General features: G+C 42.9%; 15 protein-coding genes. 12 read left to right on the top strand and 3 right to left on the bottom strand.

Translation table 11 applies throughout. The features are described from left to right. Positions 1 to 71 precede the first annotated feature (71 nt). From BLS59_RS15230 to BLS59_RS15210, 5 genes are all read left to right on the top strand, one after another. A complete protein-coding gene (locus BLS59_RS15230) occupies positions 72 to 542 on the top strand; it encodes an SPOR domain-containing protein (RefSeq protein WP_091150142.1) in 471 nt (156 codons plus the stop codon). After that, the gene (locus BLS59_RS15225; RefSeq protein ID WP_091150141.1) at positions 535 to 1719 is read left to right on the top strand and encodes a M20 metallopeptidase family protein; all 1185 of its coding nucleotides are present in this window, start codon (positions 535 to 537) and stop codon (positions 1717 to 1719) included. The genes BLS59_RS15230 and BLS59_RS15225 overlap by 8 nt, the downstream gene beginning before the upstream one ends. Positions 1720 to 1806: 87 nt before the next feature. Continuing rightward, the gene (locus BLS59_RS15220; RefSeq protein WP_091150140.1) at positions 1807 to 2733 is read left to right on the top strand and encodes a hypothetical protein; all 927 of its coding nucleotides are present in this window, start codon (positions 1807 to 1809) and stop codon (positions 2731 to 2733) included. Between the two features lie 6 nt (positions 2734 to 2739). Then, the gene (locus BLS59_RS15215; RefSeq protein WP_091150139.1) at positions 2740 to 3672 is read left to right on the top strand and encodes a hypothetical protein; all 933 of its coding nucleotides are present in this window, start codon (positions 2740 to 2742) and stop codon (positions 3670 to 3672) included. Positions 3673 to 3823: 151 nt separating this feature from the next. Beyond that, positions 3824 to 5788, top strand: a complete 1965-nt coding sequence (locus tag BLS59_RS15210) for a T9SS type B sorting domain-containing protein (RefSeq protein ID WP_162842648.1) — start codon at positions 3824 to 3826, stop codon at positions 5786 to 5788. 175 nt (positions 5789 to 5963) lie between these two features. Here the strand turns inward: BLS59_RS15210 and BLS59_RS15205 are convergent, their stop codons facing one another. Next, entirely contained in the window at positions 5964 to 6485 is a 522-nt protein-coding gene (locus BLS59_RS15205; RefSeq protein ID WP_091150137.1) for an NADPH-dependent FMN reductase, read from the bottom strand. A gap of 256 nt (positions 6486 to 6741) precedes the next feature. Here BLS59_RS15205 and BLS59_RS15200 point away from each other — a divergent pair, with 256 nt between their 5' ends. The 7 genes from BLS59_RS15200 to lepB (BLS59_RS15170) all read left to right on the top strand — a co-directional run bounded on the left by BLS59_RS15200 (position 6742) and on the right by lepB (BLS59_RS15170) (position 14466). Next, the gene (locus BLS59_RS15200) at positions 6742 to 7545 is read left to right on the top strand and encodes a ParA family protein (protein WP_091150136.1); all 804 of its coding nucleotides are present in this window, start codon (positions 6742 to 6744) and stop codon (positions 7543 to 7545) included. Between the two features lie 3 nt (positions 7546 to 7548). After that, positions 7549 to 8469, top strand: coding sequence for a ParB/RepB/Spo0J family partition protein (locus BLS59_RS15195; RefSeq protein WP_091150135.1), 921 nt, complete (start codon positions 7549 to 7551; stop codon positions 8467 to 8469). Between the two features lie 103 nt (positions 8470 to 8572). Continuing rightward, positions 8573 to 9247 (top strand): DUF5683 domain-containing protein, encoded by a 675-nt coding sequence (locus BLS59_RS15190; RefSeq protein ID WP_091150134.1) that lies wholly within the window; start codon positions 8573 to 8575, stop codon positions 9245 to 9247. A 142-nt stretch (positions 9248 to 9389) separates the two neighbouring features. Then, positions 9390 to 10139: a 4-hydroxy-tetrahydrodipicolinate reductase gene (gene dapB / locus BLS59_RS15185; protein ID WP_091150133.1), complete on the top strand. Its 750-nt coding sequence runs from the start codon at positions 9390 to 9392 to the stop codon at positions 10137 to 10139. A 9-nt stretch (positions 10140 to 10148) separates the two neighbouring features. Continuing rightward, on the top strand, positions 10149 to 11606 hold the full coding sequence (gene lepB, locus BLS59_RS15180) for a signal peptidase I (RefSeq protein WP_240315247.1): 1458 nt from the start codon (positions 10149 to 10151) through the stop codon (positions 11604 to 11606). Positions 11607 to 11828: 222 nt separating this feature from the next. Next, entirely contained in the window at positions 11829 to 12971 is a 1143-nt protein-coding gene (lepB, locus tag BLS59_RS15175) for a signal peptidase I (protein ID WP_091150132.1), read from the top strand. Positions 12972 to 12999: 28 nt separating this feature from the next. Beyond that, positions 13000 to 14466, top strand: a complete 1467-nt coding sequence (gene lepB / locus BLS59_RS15170) for a signal peptidase I (protein ID WP_394330847.1) — start codon at positions 13000 to 13002, stop codon at positions 14464 to 14466. Between the two features lie 215 nt (positions 14467 to 14681). On the opposite strand, the gene BLS59_RS15165 is transcribed toward lepB (BLS59_RS15170), so the two are convergent. Both BLS59_RS15165 and BLS59_RS15160 read right to left on the bottom strand, forming a co-directional pair. Continuing rightward, positions 14682 to 15761 (bottom strand): Ldh family oxidoreductase, encoded by a 1080-nt coding sequence (locus BLS59_RS15165; protein WP_091150130.1) that lies wholly within the window; start codon positions 15759 to 15761, stop codon positions 14682 to 14684. Between the two features lie 301 nt (positions 15762 to 16062). Further along, positions 16063 to 16518, bottom strand: a complete 456-nt coding sequence (locus BLS59_RS15160) for an SRPBCC family protein (RefSeq protein WP_091150129.1) — start codon at positions 16516 to 16518, stop codon at positions 16063 to 16065. Between the last annotated feature and the right edge of the window lie 82 nt (positions 16519 to 16600).

The raw sequence follows: 16600 nt of genomic DNA, 5'->3' as shown, positions 1-16600 counted from the left end.
AGCGAGCTATGCAATCGGCAATTAGATTCTTCGCTATGCTCAGAATGACAAAATCTTTTAAAATATAACACATGAAAAAAGCAGCATTTGATCATAAAGCTTACAAAAGCCTCATCAAATGCTGCTTTTTCTTTTTGCTGATAGTGGCATCGGCCCAAGCCTTTGCCCAGCAAACCCGCGGCAAGGTTGAGGTAATAAAAGACCCTTTGGTTGATACGTTGATTGCCAAGCGCTTTACCCTTAATAAAGTAACAGAAGGCGTTTTGCCGGGCACTTTTTCAGCCTATGGTTACCGGGTGCAATTCTTCAGCGGCTCTAACCGTAAGGATGCTTATAATGCCCAGGCCCGTATGCAAAATGAGCACCCCGAGTTGCGTACCTACATACTTTACAGCGAACCCAATTTTAAGGTTCGCGCCGGTGATTTCAGGTCGCGCCTGGAAGCCGAAAAATTGATCCAGGATATCCGGAATAAATTCCCGAGCCTGTTTATCATTTCCGAAAAAATAAACCCTCCCAAAACCGACGCAGATAATGATTAAAGAGCAGATACAGGAATTATCCAAAAAAATATTTGATGATGTGGTAGCCAACCGTCGCCACCTGCATGCCAACCCCGAGTTGTCGTTCCATGAGCAGCAAACCTCGGCATTTGTTGCCGGTAAACTGGGAGAGCTTGGTTTAGAATATGTTAGTATGGCCGACACGGGCCTTGTTGCACTTATAAAGGGCGATAAGCCTTCAGATAAGGTAGTTGCCCTGCGCGCCGATATGGATGCCCTGCCCATTACCGAGGCTAATGATGTACCCTACAAATCAAAAAATATTGGCGTTATGCACGCCTGCGGTCATGATGCGCATACTTCATCGTTACTGGGTACTGCCCGCATATTAACCGAGCTGAAAAGCCAGTTTGCAGGTACTGTAAAGCTTATATTTCAGCCTGCCGAAGAGAAGTTACCGGGTGGCGCAAGCCTCATGATTGCCGAGGGCGTATTGGAAAATCCGAAACCGCAGGCCGTTTTAGGTCAGCATGTTATGCCGTTGATTGATGCCGGTAAGGTAGGCTTCCGTGCTGGGAAATATATGGCCTCTACGGATGAGATCTACGTTACCGTTAAAGGTAAAGGCGGCCACGGTGCCCAGCCCCAGCAAAATATCGATCCGGTGATCATCACCGCCCATATATTAACGGCCTTACAACAAGTAGTTAGCCGCTTCGCCGATCCTAAAAGCCCGTCGGTATTATCGTTTGGTAAAGTGATAGCCAACGGTGCCACCAATGTAATCCCTAATGAGGTTTACATGGAGGGTACTTTCCGCACAATGGACGAAAAATGGCGCGAAGAAGCCCACAAACGCATGAAAAAGATGGCGGAAGGCATTGCCGAAAGTATGGGTGGCAGCTGTGATTTTAACATCATGAGGGGTTACCCTTTCCTGATCAATGAAGAGGTGCTTACCGCCGCAACCCGCGGCCATGCAGAGGATTACCTGGGTAAAGAGAACGTGCTCGATCTTGATATATGGATGGCCGCCGAAGATTTTGCCTACTACTCACAAGCTGCCGACAGTTGTTTTTACCGCTTAGGTACCCGCAACGAGGCCCGCGGTATCACCTCGTCAGTACACACCCCCACTTTTGATGTGGAAGAAAGCGCCTTCGGAATTAGCACTGGCTTGATGGCTTATCTGGCCATCAAACAGTTAGGTAACTAATATAAAGTTCATTTGTTCATTAGTTCACCGGTTCATTAGTAAATATGGCCCAATGAACGAGTGAGCTAATGAACCAATGAACTATCTATGAAGAAATTTCTACTGCTGTTTGCTTTAATTTTCTCCGGTAGCCTGGTATTTGCCCAGCAGATCCAGCGTTTTAATCCGGATACCATTAAAACTATCGTTATAGATTCGGCTATTAACATCCGGTCGCACAAGTTAAATGCACAGGATTTTATCGATGCAGTGATGGCCGATACGGGCTTTTACAAGGCTTTTCAGAACATGAAAAACTATGCGTTCACCGCCGAGAACCGCATATTTACCTACGATAAAAAGAACAAGGTAGACGGGAAGATCTACCGGAAACTGCTGCATAGCAACGCCGCCGGTAAGCATAAAATTGAGTTTGTGGCTAAGCAGGACAGCGGGAGCGTTTACAAGAAAAACGGAAAGTATCAGCTATACACGGTAGAGATGTTCGACTTTATATTCATGAACGCCTACAACTCCGATTTTACAAAGGGCGAAGCGCTGCCGGGCTCGGGCGGGAAGAATGAATCCTACAAAGACAAGCTCAAAACACTCATTTTTACACCCGGTCGTAAAGTAAAAGGCATCCCATTTATCAGTAGCAAAACTGAAATATTTTCGCCAGATATGCGAGAATTTTACCGCTATGAATTTGCCCGTGGTAAATACCTGGATACGATACCCGTTTATCGCTTTAAGGTAATAACCAAGCCAAGCACATCTGACGGCGACACCATGATAAAGGAAATGACCACCATTTTTGATGAACGTACATTCCAGATCCTTGGTCGCTATATCGATATGAAATTCAGCAATATCTTTGTGGATTTTAACGTGCAGATGGATATTGAACTCAATAACTATCAAGGTGAGTTACTCCCCGTAAAAATCACCTACCAGGGCAACTGGAATATCCCATTCCACAAAGAAGAACGCGCCAGCTTTTTAATTGTGCATAAGGACTATAGGAAGGAGTAATTGTTTATGGACGAGATAAAAAGCAAAAGGAGTATTGACAAGTTTTGTTCGACAATGCTTCCAATGATACTGATCTTCATTATTCTTGGTGCTTTGGCGCTATCTCTTTATAATGAAGGCATTGGCAACTCTGGTAAAATAGGAATGTTATTTATGGGGAGTGCTTATGTATTAACGGGAATTTATCTCATATATCAGTCTTATATGGTAATGCCCTCGTTCACGGTTGATTTAAGCGGCATAACTTTACGAGGAAGAAGAAGATTTCTGTGGACTGATTTAGCTCATATTGAACTATCGGGAAAAAGACCTGGTATTAAATTTACCGGTATCACTGAGGGTATGAAAATTCAGTTTATAGGCGGGCCGGATATTTACCTGTATGATGATCTTTACACTAATATAGCTCCAGTAAAAAGATTCATAGCGCGTCACGTTATCGGGCAGGATGAAATTCCAGAATATGAATTGCATCGTCCGGATTTATCTGACGTTGTCAACGAAAAATTTGTTTATTATAAGTCTGCCCAGTTTCTTAATCATCGGGGGATTATAATATGGCTTTCTTTATTTCTGTTACTTTATCTTGGGATTATAAATCATTTTCAAGTAGGATGGTTGCTTTTTATTGTTTTAGGATGGATTTGTTTTAGGGGAATTTCAGGTACCATGTATTATTTTGGTGTTTCGGATAATTACTTGATAGTGAAAAATCATAATCTATTCTGGAAAAAGGAACTGTTTAAACTTACCGAAATTAAGGAAGCAGTATTTGAAATGCCTGGCAACAAGCGGCCTAATCCGCTGAGAATAATAACGAAGGATTTTAAAAGCAATGTTTATAAAGCGGGTAAATTATGGGACAAAAATTGGCGTGCTTTGAAAAAAGCCCTGGAAAGCAAGGGAGTTCATGTTAGAAACCAAAACTACATTCAATAAAGTCCTTATTTGCCTTTCCCCGATTTTTTAGTTGCGAAAGTGTTTTTATTCGCCGCAATTAAATATAATGTCTGTTACCGTGTGATTTATACACACTAATTGATAAAAAAATATAATTTTGATGGCTAACGTTTTAAGCGTTAAACCAATAATGCGATTGCATATCCTAAAATTATTTTTACTGTTTGTTTTTTCTTTTGCTTTTTTACAAAGTAAGGCACAAGTATATACTTGCGAGGGTGCGTTAGGTGATCCGGTGGTGAGCGAAACCTTTGGTGCCGGTGCAAGTAACCCCGGTCCTGCAACTACAGGAACTGACATGCAATATGTGACCGTTTGCCCCGAAGATGGTCAGTATACACTGGTAAACAATGTTAACTTGGGGAATGGAAATAATTGCCGCCCGGGAGGAGGATGGCGCTTAGTTCCGCATGACCATACGGGCGATGTAAATGGTTATATGATGTTAATTAACGCTTCTTATACCCCAAGCGTTTTTTTTACCAAAGTTACTCCTCCTTTATTATGCGGTAATACTATCTATGAATTTTCTGCATATGTACTGAACCTTATCGGGAGCGGGGGGGCAATACAACCTAATCTCAAATTTTCTATAGAGGCACTTGACGGAACACCCTTAGTGGATCCGCTTATTACCGGGGATATACCGCCCTCGGCAAGTGTTGATGATTGGGTTAGGGAGCACTTAACTTTTAAAACCCGTGCCACAGACAACCAGGTAGTGTTGAAAATAACAAATCAAGCACCCGGAGGGGGAGGTAATGACTTGTTACTTGACGATATAAATTTTCGTGCATGCGGTCCAATTATTAAAAGAGGGTTTACTACTGTAGATGACACTCAGCCTAAAGATCAATGCGTAGGCGATAATAAATCTTATACCGTTAAGGAAGAGTTGGGGCCCGGTTATACTAATCCTAAAGTTCAATGGCAGCGAAATATAGATGGCAGCGGGTGGACAGATATACCTAACACAACAAATCCAAGTTATACTTTTCCAATTAGCAGCAACATTGCAAGAACTTATCAATACAGGTTGGCCGCTGCCGAGGGCGACAATATAAATTCATCAACCTGCAAGGTTTTTTCCGATCCGCTTTCCATAACCGTAAATGATCTTCCGGTTGTACCCGATATATCGCCGGCTTCGGTTTGCGAAGGTGATGCGTATACCATTACCGCCTCGGGCGGCGTTAGCTACGAATGGGAAGGCCCTGGGATAACTGCAGCTAATAAGGACCAGAATCCGCTTGTTTTTAGCGTGGTAACTCCTGCAGACGCGGGTACTTATAAGGTTACGGTAACATCGGCGGGGGGCTGTTTAGCTTCTAAAACCACAACGCTTACAGTTAATAAAAAGCCTGTAATTCAGGGTGATTTTAATCCTGTATCTATTTGTGTAGGAGCATCAACTCAGCTCAATGTGTCAACCCCCGGCAATGTCACCTATAGCTGGACACCTACAGCAGGATTATCCAATCCATCGATAGCTAATCCTATAGCCACACCTGCAGATACGACGGTATATACTGTTAAAGTGAGCAGTAATGCCGATTGCTTTGATACTAAAACAATAACCGTAAATGTGCTGCCGCCGCCAACAGCAAATGCAGGGATTAAAAAGAAGATCTTTGAAGGGCAATCGGTAACGTTGGATGCTACAGCGAAAAACGCCGATATTTATTCATGGTCGCCAACCGATTACCTGAGCGACCCAACAGCACTTAATCCCGTAGCTACGCCTCACGATGACATTAAGTACACGCTCACCGTAACATCAAGCTATAACTGCGGTATTGATACCAGCAGCGTTTTTGTGCGAGTATTTAAAAAAGTGGTGATCCCCAACACTTTTTCGCCCAATGCCGATGGTATAAATGATACCTGGCAAATAGAGTCGCTGGAAACTTATCCGCAGAGTTTATTAACCATATTTAACCGCTACGGCCAGCAGGTGTTTAAAAGCATTGGCTACAGCAAACCCTGGAAAGGTACCTATAACGGCAAAGTATTACCACCCGGCACCTACTACTACATCATCGACCTTAAAAATGATACTCCTAAGTTAACAGGATGGGTATTGCTGGTACAGTAAGCTTTTTGAACAAGGATTTTTGGAATAAGGAGTAAGGATAAGCATCTATACGTATTGTCATTCTGAGCGTAGCGAAGAATCTGTTATGCGATATACTTGCCGTAGAGTAGATTCTTCGTGCCTCAGAATGACAAGTGGGTTAAGAGAGGTAGGTTAATTAGTGTGCCCCCCCCCTCTAAAAAGCGATAAACTTATCAATTTGCTCGTTGGTGAACTTCAGCGTATCGGCACTTATAAGCTGGCCATTATCATCAAATTCCTTATTAATAGATGCGATATGCAATTTCAGTGACATTACATTGAGGTGTACATAGTGGCAAACACCGGTAAAATGATCTATCCCGCGGATGTTGCCATACTTGCCCGATGATATACCCACCAGCGCAGCCTTCTTCTCATAAAAGCTTTCGGGGAAGGTGCAAGCATCTACAAAAACTTTTAACACGCCGGGATAGCTGCCGTTATATTCGGGGATGATGAAAAGGAACTTATCCGTTTGGGTTATAATATGCTGTATTACTTCAAACTCTGGGCTACGGTTACCATACAGGTCGGTTTGCAGCAGGTTGGCCGGCAATTGCTCCAATGATAATAAACCGGCTTCGGCTCCTTTTGCCTGCAATTGTTGCTGGTAATATTTTGCCAGTTTAAGTGTCGAACTTCCGGGCCGGTTTGTAGATGATATAATAGTTATCATTGATTAATTAGTGAGTTAATGATTGGGCGAGTTAGTGAGTTTTGATAGTAATTTAATATGCACATCTGTAATCTGCATATTTGCACATCTGTATTTACTAACTAAATATTGTTTGTAAATTGGTTAAACCTGTGGATTTCCTAATTGTTTAAATCCGTATCTTTATCACCAAATAAAAACTTTACGAAAGTAGAAATTTCTGAATCTATTTTTCGTTGTTATAAATCATTGTAATATCAAATATTGAACATATAGAATGAGTAAAATTATTGCTTTAGCCAACCAGAAAGGTGGCGTAGGAAAAACTACATCATCTATAAATCTGGCTGCAAGTTTAGCCGTGTTAGATTTTAAAACTTTATTGGTTGATGCAGATCCGCAGGCCAATTCAACATCCGGTATAGGTTTCGATCCCCGTAATATTAAAAATAGTATTTATGAGTGTATCATAAACCAGGTTGATCCGCACGAGGCCATCCAAAAAACGGAAACCCCAAATCTTGATCTGCTGCCTGCCCATATTGATTTGGTTGGTGCTGAGATAGAAATGATAAACCTAAGCGGCCGCGAATACAAAATGAAACAAGTATTTGAAGCCGTGCGCGATGAATACGATTTTATTATAATTGACTGTTCGCCATCATTAGGTTTAATCACCATTAACGCATTAACAGCTGCCGATTCGGTAATTATCCCCGTGCAGTGCGAATACTTCGCGTTAGAGGGTTTGGGCAAATTACTGAACACTATAAAAATTGTTCAGTCGCGCCTTAACCCGCAGTTAGAGATTGAAGGTATATTATTAACCATGTATGATGTGCGCCTGCGCCTGAGCAACCAGGTGGTTGATGAGGTACGCACGCATTTTGAAGATATGGTATTTGATACCATTATACAGCGTAATACCCGTTTAAGCGAGGCCCCAAGCTTTGGCGTATCGGTTATTATGCATGATGCAACCTGTAAAGGAGCAATAAATTATTTAAATCTGGCCCGCGAAATAATCCAAAAAAATGGCCTTGTTAAAGGCGAAGAAAAAACGGCAACAGCAATAGTATAGCGCATGAGTAGTGAAAAAAGAAATGCCCTGGGCAAAGGATTAAGTGCGCTGTTAAATGACTCTGTAAACGTACAACCTTATCAAAATAAAACTAAGCAGCAGGAAGCGAGCACATCGGCTGCCGAGGTGAATAGCCTGGGCTCGGTTAATGAAATTCGCCTTGCTGAAATAGAGGTGAACCCTTTTCAGCCCCGTACCGATTTTGATGAGCAGGCCCTTAATGAGCTTGCTGATTCCATTAAGTTACAAGGCCTTATTCAGCCGATAACGGTAAGGCGTGTTAATGCGCATAAATACCAGCTGATATCTGGCGAGCGCAGGTTTCGTGCCTCAAAGCTGGCCGGCTTAACGCAAATACCGGCATACGTACGTACGGCCAACGACCAGCAAATGCTGGAAATGGCTTTGATAGAGAACATCCAGCGCGAAAACCTGAATGCTATTGAAGTTGCCCTGAGCTTTCAGCGTATGATTGAAGAATGTAACCTTAAACAGGAAGAACTGGGCGATAGGGTGAGCAAAAACCGGTCGACAGTTACCAATTACCTGCGTCTGTTAAAACTGCCGCCAAGCATCCAGGCTTCCATTCGTGATGGTGAGCTTACTATGGGCCATGCCAAGGCGCTTATCACTATAGAAGACCCTGCAAAACAATTATTTATACATCAGCATATCATTCAGCAAGGTTTATCCGTTCGTAAGGTTGAAGAATTGGTGCGGGAAATGCAGAAATCGCCGGTAAAAAAAGAAGGCAAACAACCCGAGCCGGTATCATACCAACTGCAAAAAATTCAGGACGACCTGGCTTCAAAGTTTAGCACAAGGGTAACCCTAAAGTTGGGCAGCAAAGGCAATGGCGTAATTGAAATTCCATTCCTGTCTGAAGACGATCTGGGCCGCATTCTTGAAATGTTGGATTGGTAAAAGAAAGTATCAAGTAGTTAGTATCAAGTATCAAAATTTTTAAAACGTATAAAAATGTCATGATACTTGATACTAACTGTTTGATACTAAATATTCAATAACTATGTATAAATATTTGTTAGTCATCGGGTTTATCATTGCATTTGCTTTTACAGCTCATGCGCAAAGGATTGATACCACCCGGGCACCAAAAGCCGATACGGTACGTAAGGCCTCTAACACAGCGCCCGGTTCATTTGCGCCACCGATAAAAAAAGAGAAAGAATATCACCCGGATAGTACGCATAGCCCGCATAAAGCGGTTATGCGTTCGTTAATGATACCCGGCTGGGGGCAGCTTTATAACCGCAGTTGGTGGTGGGTGCCTGTTATTTACGGAGGCATGGGGCTGTTAACATCGGCAGTAATATTTAATCAGCACTATTATACAGAATTTGTTACGCTATCCAAATACCGCCGCGGATCGTTGCCAGCGCCTACAAAACCTACAGATAAATATTACGCCGAGTATATAGCTTATACAGGCATCCCCGATCAAAATATATATGATACGGTTGATGGCTACCGTCGTAACCGCGATTTAAGTATCCTTGGTTTATTGGGTGCATGGGGCATACAAACCGTGCAGGCTTATATTGATGCCAAGTTTATTAACGCTTATACTGTTGATAATAACCTCTCCATGATAGTTACACCAACAGTAATAAATCAGCCGGTTTACGCACAAAGTGTAAATGGTTCGTATATTCCCGGTGTAAAAATTACCTTTACGTTTTAATGAGATATGTGGTCAGTGGTCTGTTGTCTGTTGTAGGAAGAACTGTAAGAGGCCAGAACTCTTTATACTTAACAAACTTCAGATCATGCACTAAATCACTCACCTCAGACCACAGATCTCAGACCACAGAAAAAAATATAGAATGAAAATAGCATTACTGGGCTATGGAAAAATGGGCAAGATCATCGAAAAGATCGCCATTAGCCGCAAGCATGAAATTGTATTAACTATTGATCATGACAACATGCATGATCTTACTCCCGAAAACCTGCAAAAAGCCGATGCCGTAATTGAGTTTACAACGCCTGCATCTGTTTTAAGCAATATAGACCATTGCTTTAATGCAGGCGTACCCATTGTGGTAGGTACTACCGGTTGGTATGATAAATTGGCAGAAGTAAAACAAAAATGCGAAGACAGTAACAACGCTTTATTATATGCCACCAATTTTAGTGTAGGCGTCAATATATTTTTTCATGTTAACCGTTTGCTGGCTAAGGTGATGAACAGTTACCCGTACTATGATGTACAGGTTGAAGAAATTCACCACACCCAAAAGCTTGATGCCCCAAGCGGTACGGCCATCACCATTGCCGAAGGTATCATCAATAACCTCGACGTTAAAAATGAATGGGTTAATGTGTTAACTACAGATGATAACCATGATGATGATAACGTTGCGCCAGACCAGCTATTGATTGAATCTATGCGGATAGACAGCGTGCCGGGTACCCACACCGTAATTTATGATTCGGAAGTTGATACCATTGAATTTAAGCACACCGCTCATAACCGCAATGGTTTTGCCCTTGGCGCCGTACTGGCCGCCGAGTGGATCCACGATAAAAAAGGTTTTTACCCGGTTGATGCCATGTTTGATTTTAAAGACTAACCTCAGTTAATGGAGTTAGCCGGTTATATTGGGTTTGAAATTATCGCGACCCTTTTAATGATTTTAATAGCCGCCGGCTTATGGCGGTTATTTGAAAAAGCTGGTCGCCAGGGTTGGGAGGCCGTAATTCCTATTTACAACATTTATATCATGATAAAATTAAGCGGCAGGCCTTGGTGGCTGCTGCTTTTTCTTTTTATACCCGGCGTTAATGTAATAATCGGTTTTAGTATCCTCATCAATTTTGTAAAATCGTACGGTAAATTCAACATATGGCAACATGCGGCAGTTGTTGTATTGCCATTCATCTATTTGCCTAAATGGGGCTTTGATAAAAGTACCCAGTACCTGGGGCTGGCTTTTAGCGATGAATTTCGCGAAAAGTACAGCAACAATTTGCAGAAATCCACCACCCGCGAATGGTCGGAAGCAGTGCTTTTTGCTATTGTGGCGGCTACGCTTATCCGCACCCTGTTTATCGAAGCTTATACTATACCCACCCCGTCGATGGAAGGTTCTTTAATGGTGGGCGATTATTTATTTGTAAGCAAAGTTAATTATGGTGCGCGGTTGCCAATAACGGCGGTTTCCTTTCCGTTTGTGCATAACACCATGCCCAATACCAATATCCCATCGTACTGGAGAGGACTTCTACTGCCATATTTTCGTCTGCCGGGATTAAGCACTGTAAAAAAAGGCGACGTAGTAGTTTTTAATTATCCCATGGAGGCCGATTCGCCGTATTACCGGCCGGTAGATAAGCAGGAAAACTATATAAAACGCTGTCAGGGTGGCCCTGGCGATACGTTGAGTGTAGTTAATGCGCAGGTGTACATCAATGGCAAACCCGAACTTACGCCGTCAAATGGCGAAATGGAATATATGGTGAGCACGGTTGATAGTAACCAGACTTTTCGTCCGCAGATGATATATGAGTTGCACCTGTCTAACGTGCAGCAGTTTACCCAGGTAGATTATATGATGAACATGTCGGCACAATCGGCAGCGCGGCTGAAAGATTATATGAAAATAAGAGCTATCAGGGCCAATATTCAGCCGGCGGGTGTTTATGATCCTGCAGAATTTCCTTTTAATCCGCATTACCGCTGGAACGCGGATAACCTTGGCCCTATCATTATCCCAAAACAAGGGTGGACGGTGAAGTTAGACAGCCTTACGCTGCCATTTTACCGGCGTGCAATTGAAGTTTACGAGCACAACAAATTAAAGGTTGATGGGAACAACATCACCATAAACGGAATAAGAACCAATAGCTACACATTTAAAATGAACTACTATTGGATGATGGGCGATAATCGGCATAATTCTGTAGATTCACGGTACTGGGGATTTGTACCCGAAGATCATATAGTAGGCAAGGCCCTTTTTGTATGGATGAGCTGGGACGCGCAATCGCCATCAATAAATAAAATAAGGTGGAGCAGGGTGATGAGGTGGATTAAATAAAGATGTGCAGATTAGAGATGTGCAAATGTGCAGATGAAAAAAATGGATGTGCAGGTTTCAGATGAGGGAAATAATCTGCACATCTATCCCGGTAACATATCACTTACACGTTAGTCTTAAGTAATAATTAGTAATAAATACATTTAAAATAATCTGCACATTTGCACATTTGAAATCTGCACATCTGCAAAGTTTGCACATCTGAATACACATCTGATAATTATGAACTGGAAATTCTGGAAAAAAGACACGGGTAAACCCAAAAAGAAAAAAGGTGCCTTACGTGAATGGGGCGATGCCATTATTTTTGCTGTTATAGCCGCCACCCTTATCCGTACGCTTTTTATTGAAGCCTATGTAATCCCAAGCGGGTCGATGGAAAGCTCCCTGCTCATTGGCGATTACCTGTTTGTAAGCAAAATGAACTATGGTGCCCGTATGCCTATCACCCCGGTTGGGGTTCCGTTTACCGCACATACACTGCCTTATACCAACATAAACTCTTACTGGGGCGGTTTGCAGTTGCCGTACTATCGCCTGCCGGGATTGAGTGATATTAAAAAAGGAGATATTGTTGTATTTAATCAGCCTATAGAGGCCGATTCGCCATACTACAGACCGGTAGACAGGCGCGAGAATATTATTAAACGCTGCCAGGGAACTCCTGGCGATACGTTAAGTGTAATTAATGCGCAGGTTTACATCAACGGCAAGCCATCGCCAACGGCCGAACATGGCGAAATGCAATACATCGTACAAACTGATGGCAGTGAAATTAATTCGCTGTTGATTGATGAGCTGCACCTTTCAGATATGGCTGGTATTGATAGCACCCATTTTTCTACCAATACAACGGTAGCATCTGCCAATAAACTCAAAAGCTATTCCAATATTAAATCGGTAACACCGGCCATAAGTGCAAGAGGTGTTTCTGACCCTAATAACCCGGTATATCCCGCTAAATATCCGCAATATAAAATAACTCCTAATTTTCCCGATTATAAGTGGAATGTAGATAACTATGGCCCTATAGTGGTGCCCAAAAAAGGTATGACCATAAAGCTGGATAGTTTAACTTTACCCATATATGGCAGGGCTATTGGAATTTATGAGCACAATACGCTAAAAGTTAATGGTCATGATATTTTTATAAACGGAAAAAAAGCCGATACTTACACCTTTAAAATGAACTACTATTTTATGATGGGCGATAACCGTCATAACTCAGAAGATTCGCGGTTTTGGGGCTTTGTGCCCGAGGATCACGTAGTGGGTAAAGCGTTATTTACCTGGATGAGCATTGATAGTACCGCCAGCTTTGTAAATAAAATACGCTGGAGCAGGATTTTCAGAGGGATACATTAATTAAAATTTAACAGAACATATAGTGAATATTGTAATCGCATTTTTATTACTGATAGTACTGCCTTACGCTGGTCTTTATAAATTATTTGAAAAAGCAGGTAGGCCCGGTTGGGAAGGCATTGTACCAATCTTCAATATTTACGTAATGTTAAAATTGAGCGGCAGGTCTCTTTGGTGGCTTGCGCTGATATTAATACCCGGTATTAACATGCTGGTAATGATAGGTATTACTGTTGATTTCTTAAAATCGTACGGTAAATTCAGACTTTGGGAGCATATAGCCGGGGTTGCTTTGGCCTTTATCTATCTGCCTAAATGGGGCTTTGATAAGGATACTAAATACCTGGGTCAATCAGCCAGCCCAGAGTTTAGGGAGAAGTTTAAGGTTGGCTTAAAGAAAACACCGGCACGCGAATGGGCCGATGCTATTATTTTTGCGGTAATTGCTGCTACGCTTATCCGCACGCTATTTATCGAGGCTTACGTTATCCCCAGCGCATCTATGGAAAGCTCGCTGTTAATTGGCGATTACCTGTTTGTAAGCAAGGTTAACTATGGTGCCCGTTTACCTATGACGCCTGTTGCATTCCCCTTTGCGCACCATACCATGCCGCTTATTAATACCAAAGCCTATTGGGATGGTATAGAACTCCCTTATTATCGTTTGCCGGGCCTAAGTGATGTTAAAAAGGGCGATGTAGTAGTATTTAACTATCCTATGGATGCCGACTCGCCTTTATTACGACCGGTTGATAAACGCGAAAACTATATTAAACGCTGCCAGGGAACGCCCGGCGATACGCTGAGCCTTGTTAACGCGCAGGTTTACATAAACGGCAAAGCCGCTATTACGCCGCCAAACGGCGAAATGAGCTACACTGTAAAATCTGACGGGAGCGAGATTAACCCGCAACTTATCCGTGATTTGCATTTGGAGGATATTGCACCCATTAACAATACCGACTTTACCGTAAATACTACATTAGCTTCGGTAAATACATTAAAAGGATATTCGAATATAAAGTCGGTTACACCTAATATAGCGACGGCAAATCAGCCCGATTTAATGGGCGGCGATGTTTATCCTACAAAATATCCAAAGTATAAAATAACACCAAACTTCCCCCGGTTTAACTGGAATGTTGATAATTACGGGCCAATCATTATCCCAAAAAGAGGCTGGACAGTTAAACTTGACAGTTTGACATTCCCGGTTTATGGGCGTGCTATTGAAATTTACGAGGGTAACAAAGTGCAGGTATCGGGTAAGGATATCCTGATAAACGGTAAAAAAGCCGATAGCTATACCTTTAAACTCAACTATTACTTTATGATGGGCGATAACCGACACAATTCAGAAGATTCACGCTATTGGGGCTTTGTTCCCGAAGATCACATTGTTGGAAAAGCCCTGTTCATTTGGATGAGTATGGATGATAACGGCAGCTTCCTCAATAAAATACGCTGGAGCAGGTTGTTCAACATTATACGTTAGGGCGCCCCTAACCAACCCCCTGAAGGGGGGGTAAAAAGTTTTAATGCCCGCCTGTAAAAGACGGGCATTTTTTGTAATAAAGGCCTGTCATTAAAACACCCTGTCATTCTGAGCGGAGCGAAGAATCTATTATTGAACTTTACATACTGGTGAATAGATACTTCACTACGTTCAGGATGACAAAATCATAAAGCAAGATTTGAAAAGTTTCCCCTTTAGTGGGTTAGGGGGCTTAAACTAAACCGCTCCGCCAACACATTCAAATCGGCAACAACAGCATCAACTAAGGGTATACCATTAGCCGCACGGTCAATTTCTGCTTCCCGTTCGGGCTCACCGGGGATGATTACTTTTTGGGAGGGATCAACGGTGGTTGAGGATTTAAAGCGGTTTATCCAGTTATCTAAGTGCGATTTAAATTCATCAACCGGGCGGAAACCATCTACCCGCATCGCCCCTAAAAAATGACCGATACCCTGCCCAACCGGATCGGCGGGCGGATCAAGAAATGCCACAAAAGGCGGTACCCAGGGCCCGTAATTAGCTCCCGACAACACTGCCGACAAAATATCAACCGTAGCACTCAATCCAAAACCTTTATGGCTGCCATGGTCGCGGTCGCTGCCAAGGGGCAGGAGGGAGCCGCCCGATTTCAGGGCATGAGGGTCGGTGGTATAATTGCCTTCTTTATCCTGGATCCAGCCTTCAGGAACCTGCTTGCCCGAGCGCTGGGCGATTTCAAGTTTGCCGTTGGCAGCGGCAGATGTTGCCAGATCAACCACCACCGGTGGATATTGCCCAGCCGGGAAGGCGTAACACATGGGATTAGTACCCAACAAGCGTTCATTGGAAAACGTAGGCGCTACCAGCGGACTTGCATTGGTCATGGCAAAGCCTATCATGTCTTTTTCAACCGCCATTAACGCGTGATACCCCGCTATGCCAAAATGGTTGGAGTTTCGTACCGATACCCATCCAGAACCATATAACTCTGCCTTTTTAATAGCAACCTGCATTGCAAATGGAGCAACTACAAGCCCAAGCCCGGCATCGCCATCAACAGTGGCAGTTGTGGGGGTTTCGTGTACTATTTGGATATTGGGGTTAGGGTTAATGCGCTTCTTCTCCCACAAGCGCACGTAGCCGCTTAAACGAGCCACACCATGCGAGTCTATCCCCCTCAAATCCGATCGCAGCAGCACATCGGCAGCCAACACGGAATGTTCGGCACTACAGCCGATAGCCAGGAAAATATTTTGAGTAAAGGTGCGGAGGGTAGATGGGTTAACGAGCATGGGTGTAGCTATTATTAATAGTAATCTTTATGGCAATTTGTCATTGTGAGGTGCGAAGCAATCTCATCACGTAAATCGACCTGCAAAGTTTACTACCTGTCCTATGAGATTGCTACGCTACGCTCGCAATGACATAGTTAGTAAAAAAGGGTGAATCAAAGACTAAATATATTAATTATCCCTTACGCTCGGATGTTCAATAATTAAGGCCTGTCACCTTGAGCTTGTCGAAAGGCGCGCGCAGAGGCTTGCCCACAATGCTTCGACAGGCTCAGCATGACCCATTGACTTAGTTAGGTTATTATCCCTTACGCTCGGCAGTTTCCTTGATCACCATGTTGCGTTGTTCCAACAGTTTTTTCATGTAGTCTTTCAAAAAAAAGAAGTTTGCTGCCATGCCTAACAGCCCGACCGGAGATTCAAACATGAAAATGTCCTTCATTAAGGTTTGATCTTTAATGGGATAAAAATAATGTTCATGCCTAAAACTTTTGAAGGCACCCTTAACCATTTCATCTACAAAGTAATTGGGATATTCCATTTCAGTAACCTTTGAGGTAAGGGTTTGCCAGATACCGAAATGTTTTGCCCGCCAGGTAACAGATTCACCAAGTTCAATTAAGCCACTGGTGCGCCCGGCAATGGCAGTTTCGCCGGTTTGCCACGTTGAAGCCACATGCACATCAATGCTCCTTGCCACATCAAAGCATTTTTCAATGGGCGCATTGATGTGGGTGGCGAGTTCTATTATGGGCATATACACGATTTAAGGATTTAACAGGCTTTTTAGGATTAGGCAGGATCAAAGGATATTTAAATAAACATGAAATCCTTTTGAT

This window comes from Mucilaginibacter pineti (assembly GCF_900101875.1).
GTDB classification, from domain to species: domain Bacteria; phylum Bacteroidota; class Bacteroidia; order Sphingobacteriales; family Sphingobacteriaceae; genus Mucilaginibacter; species Mucilaginibacter pineti.
Note: the sequence above shows the minus strand (reverse complement) of the source record. Positions and strands in the feature narration are given on the sequence as shown.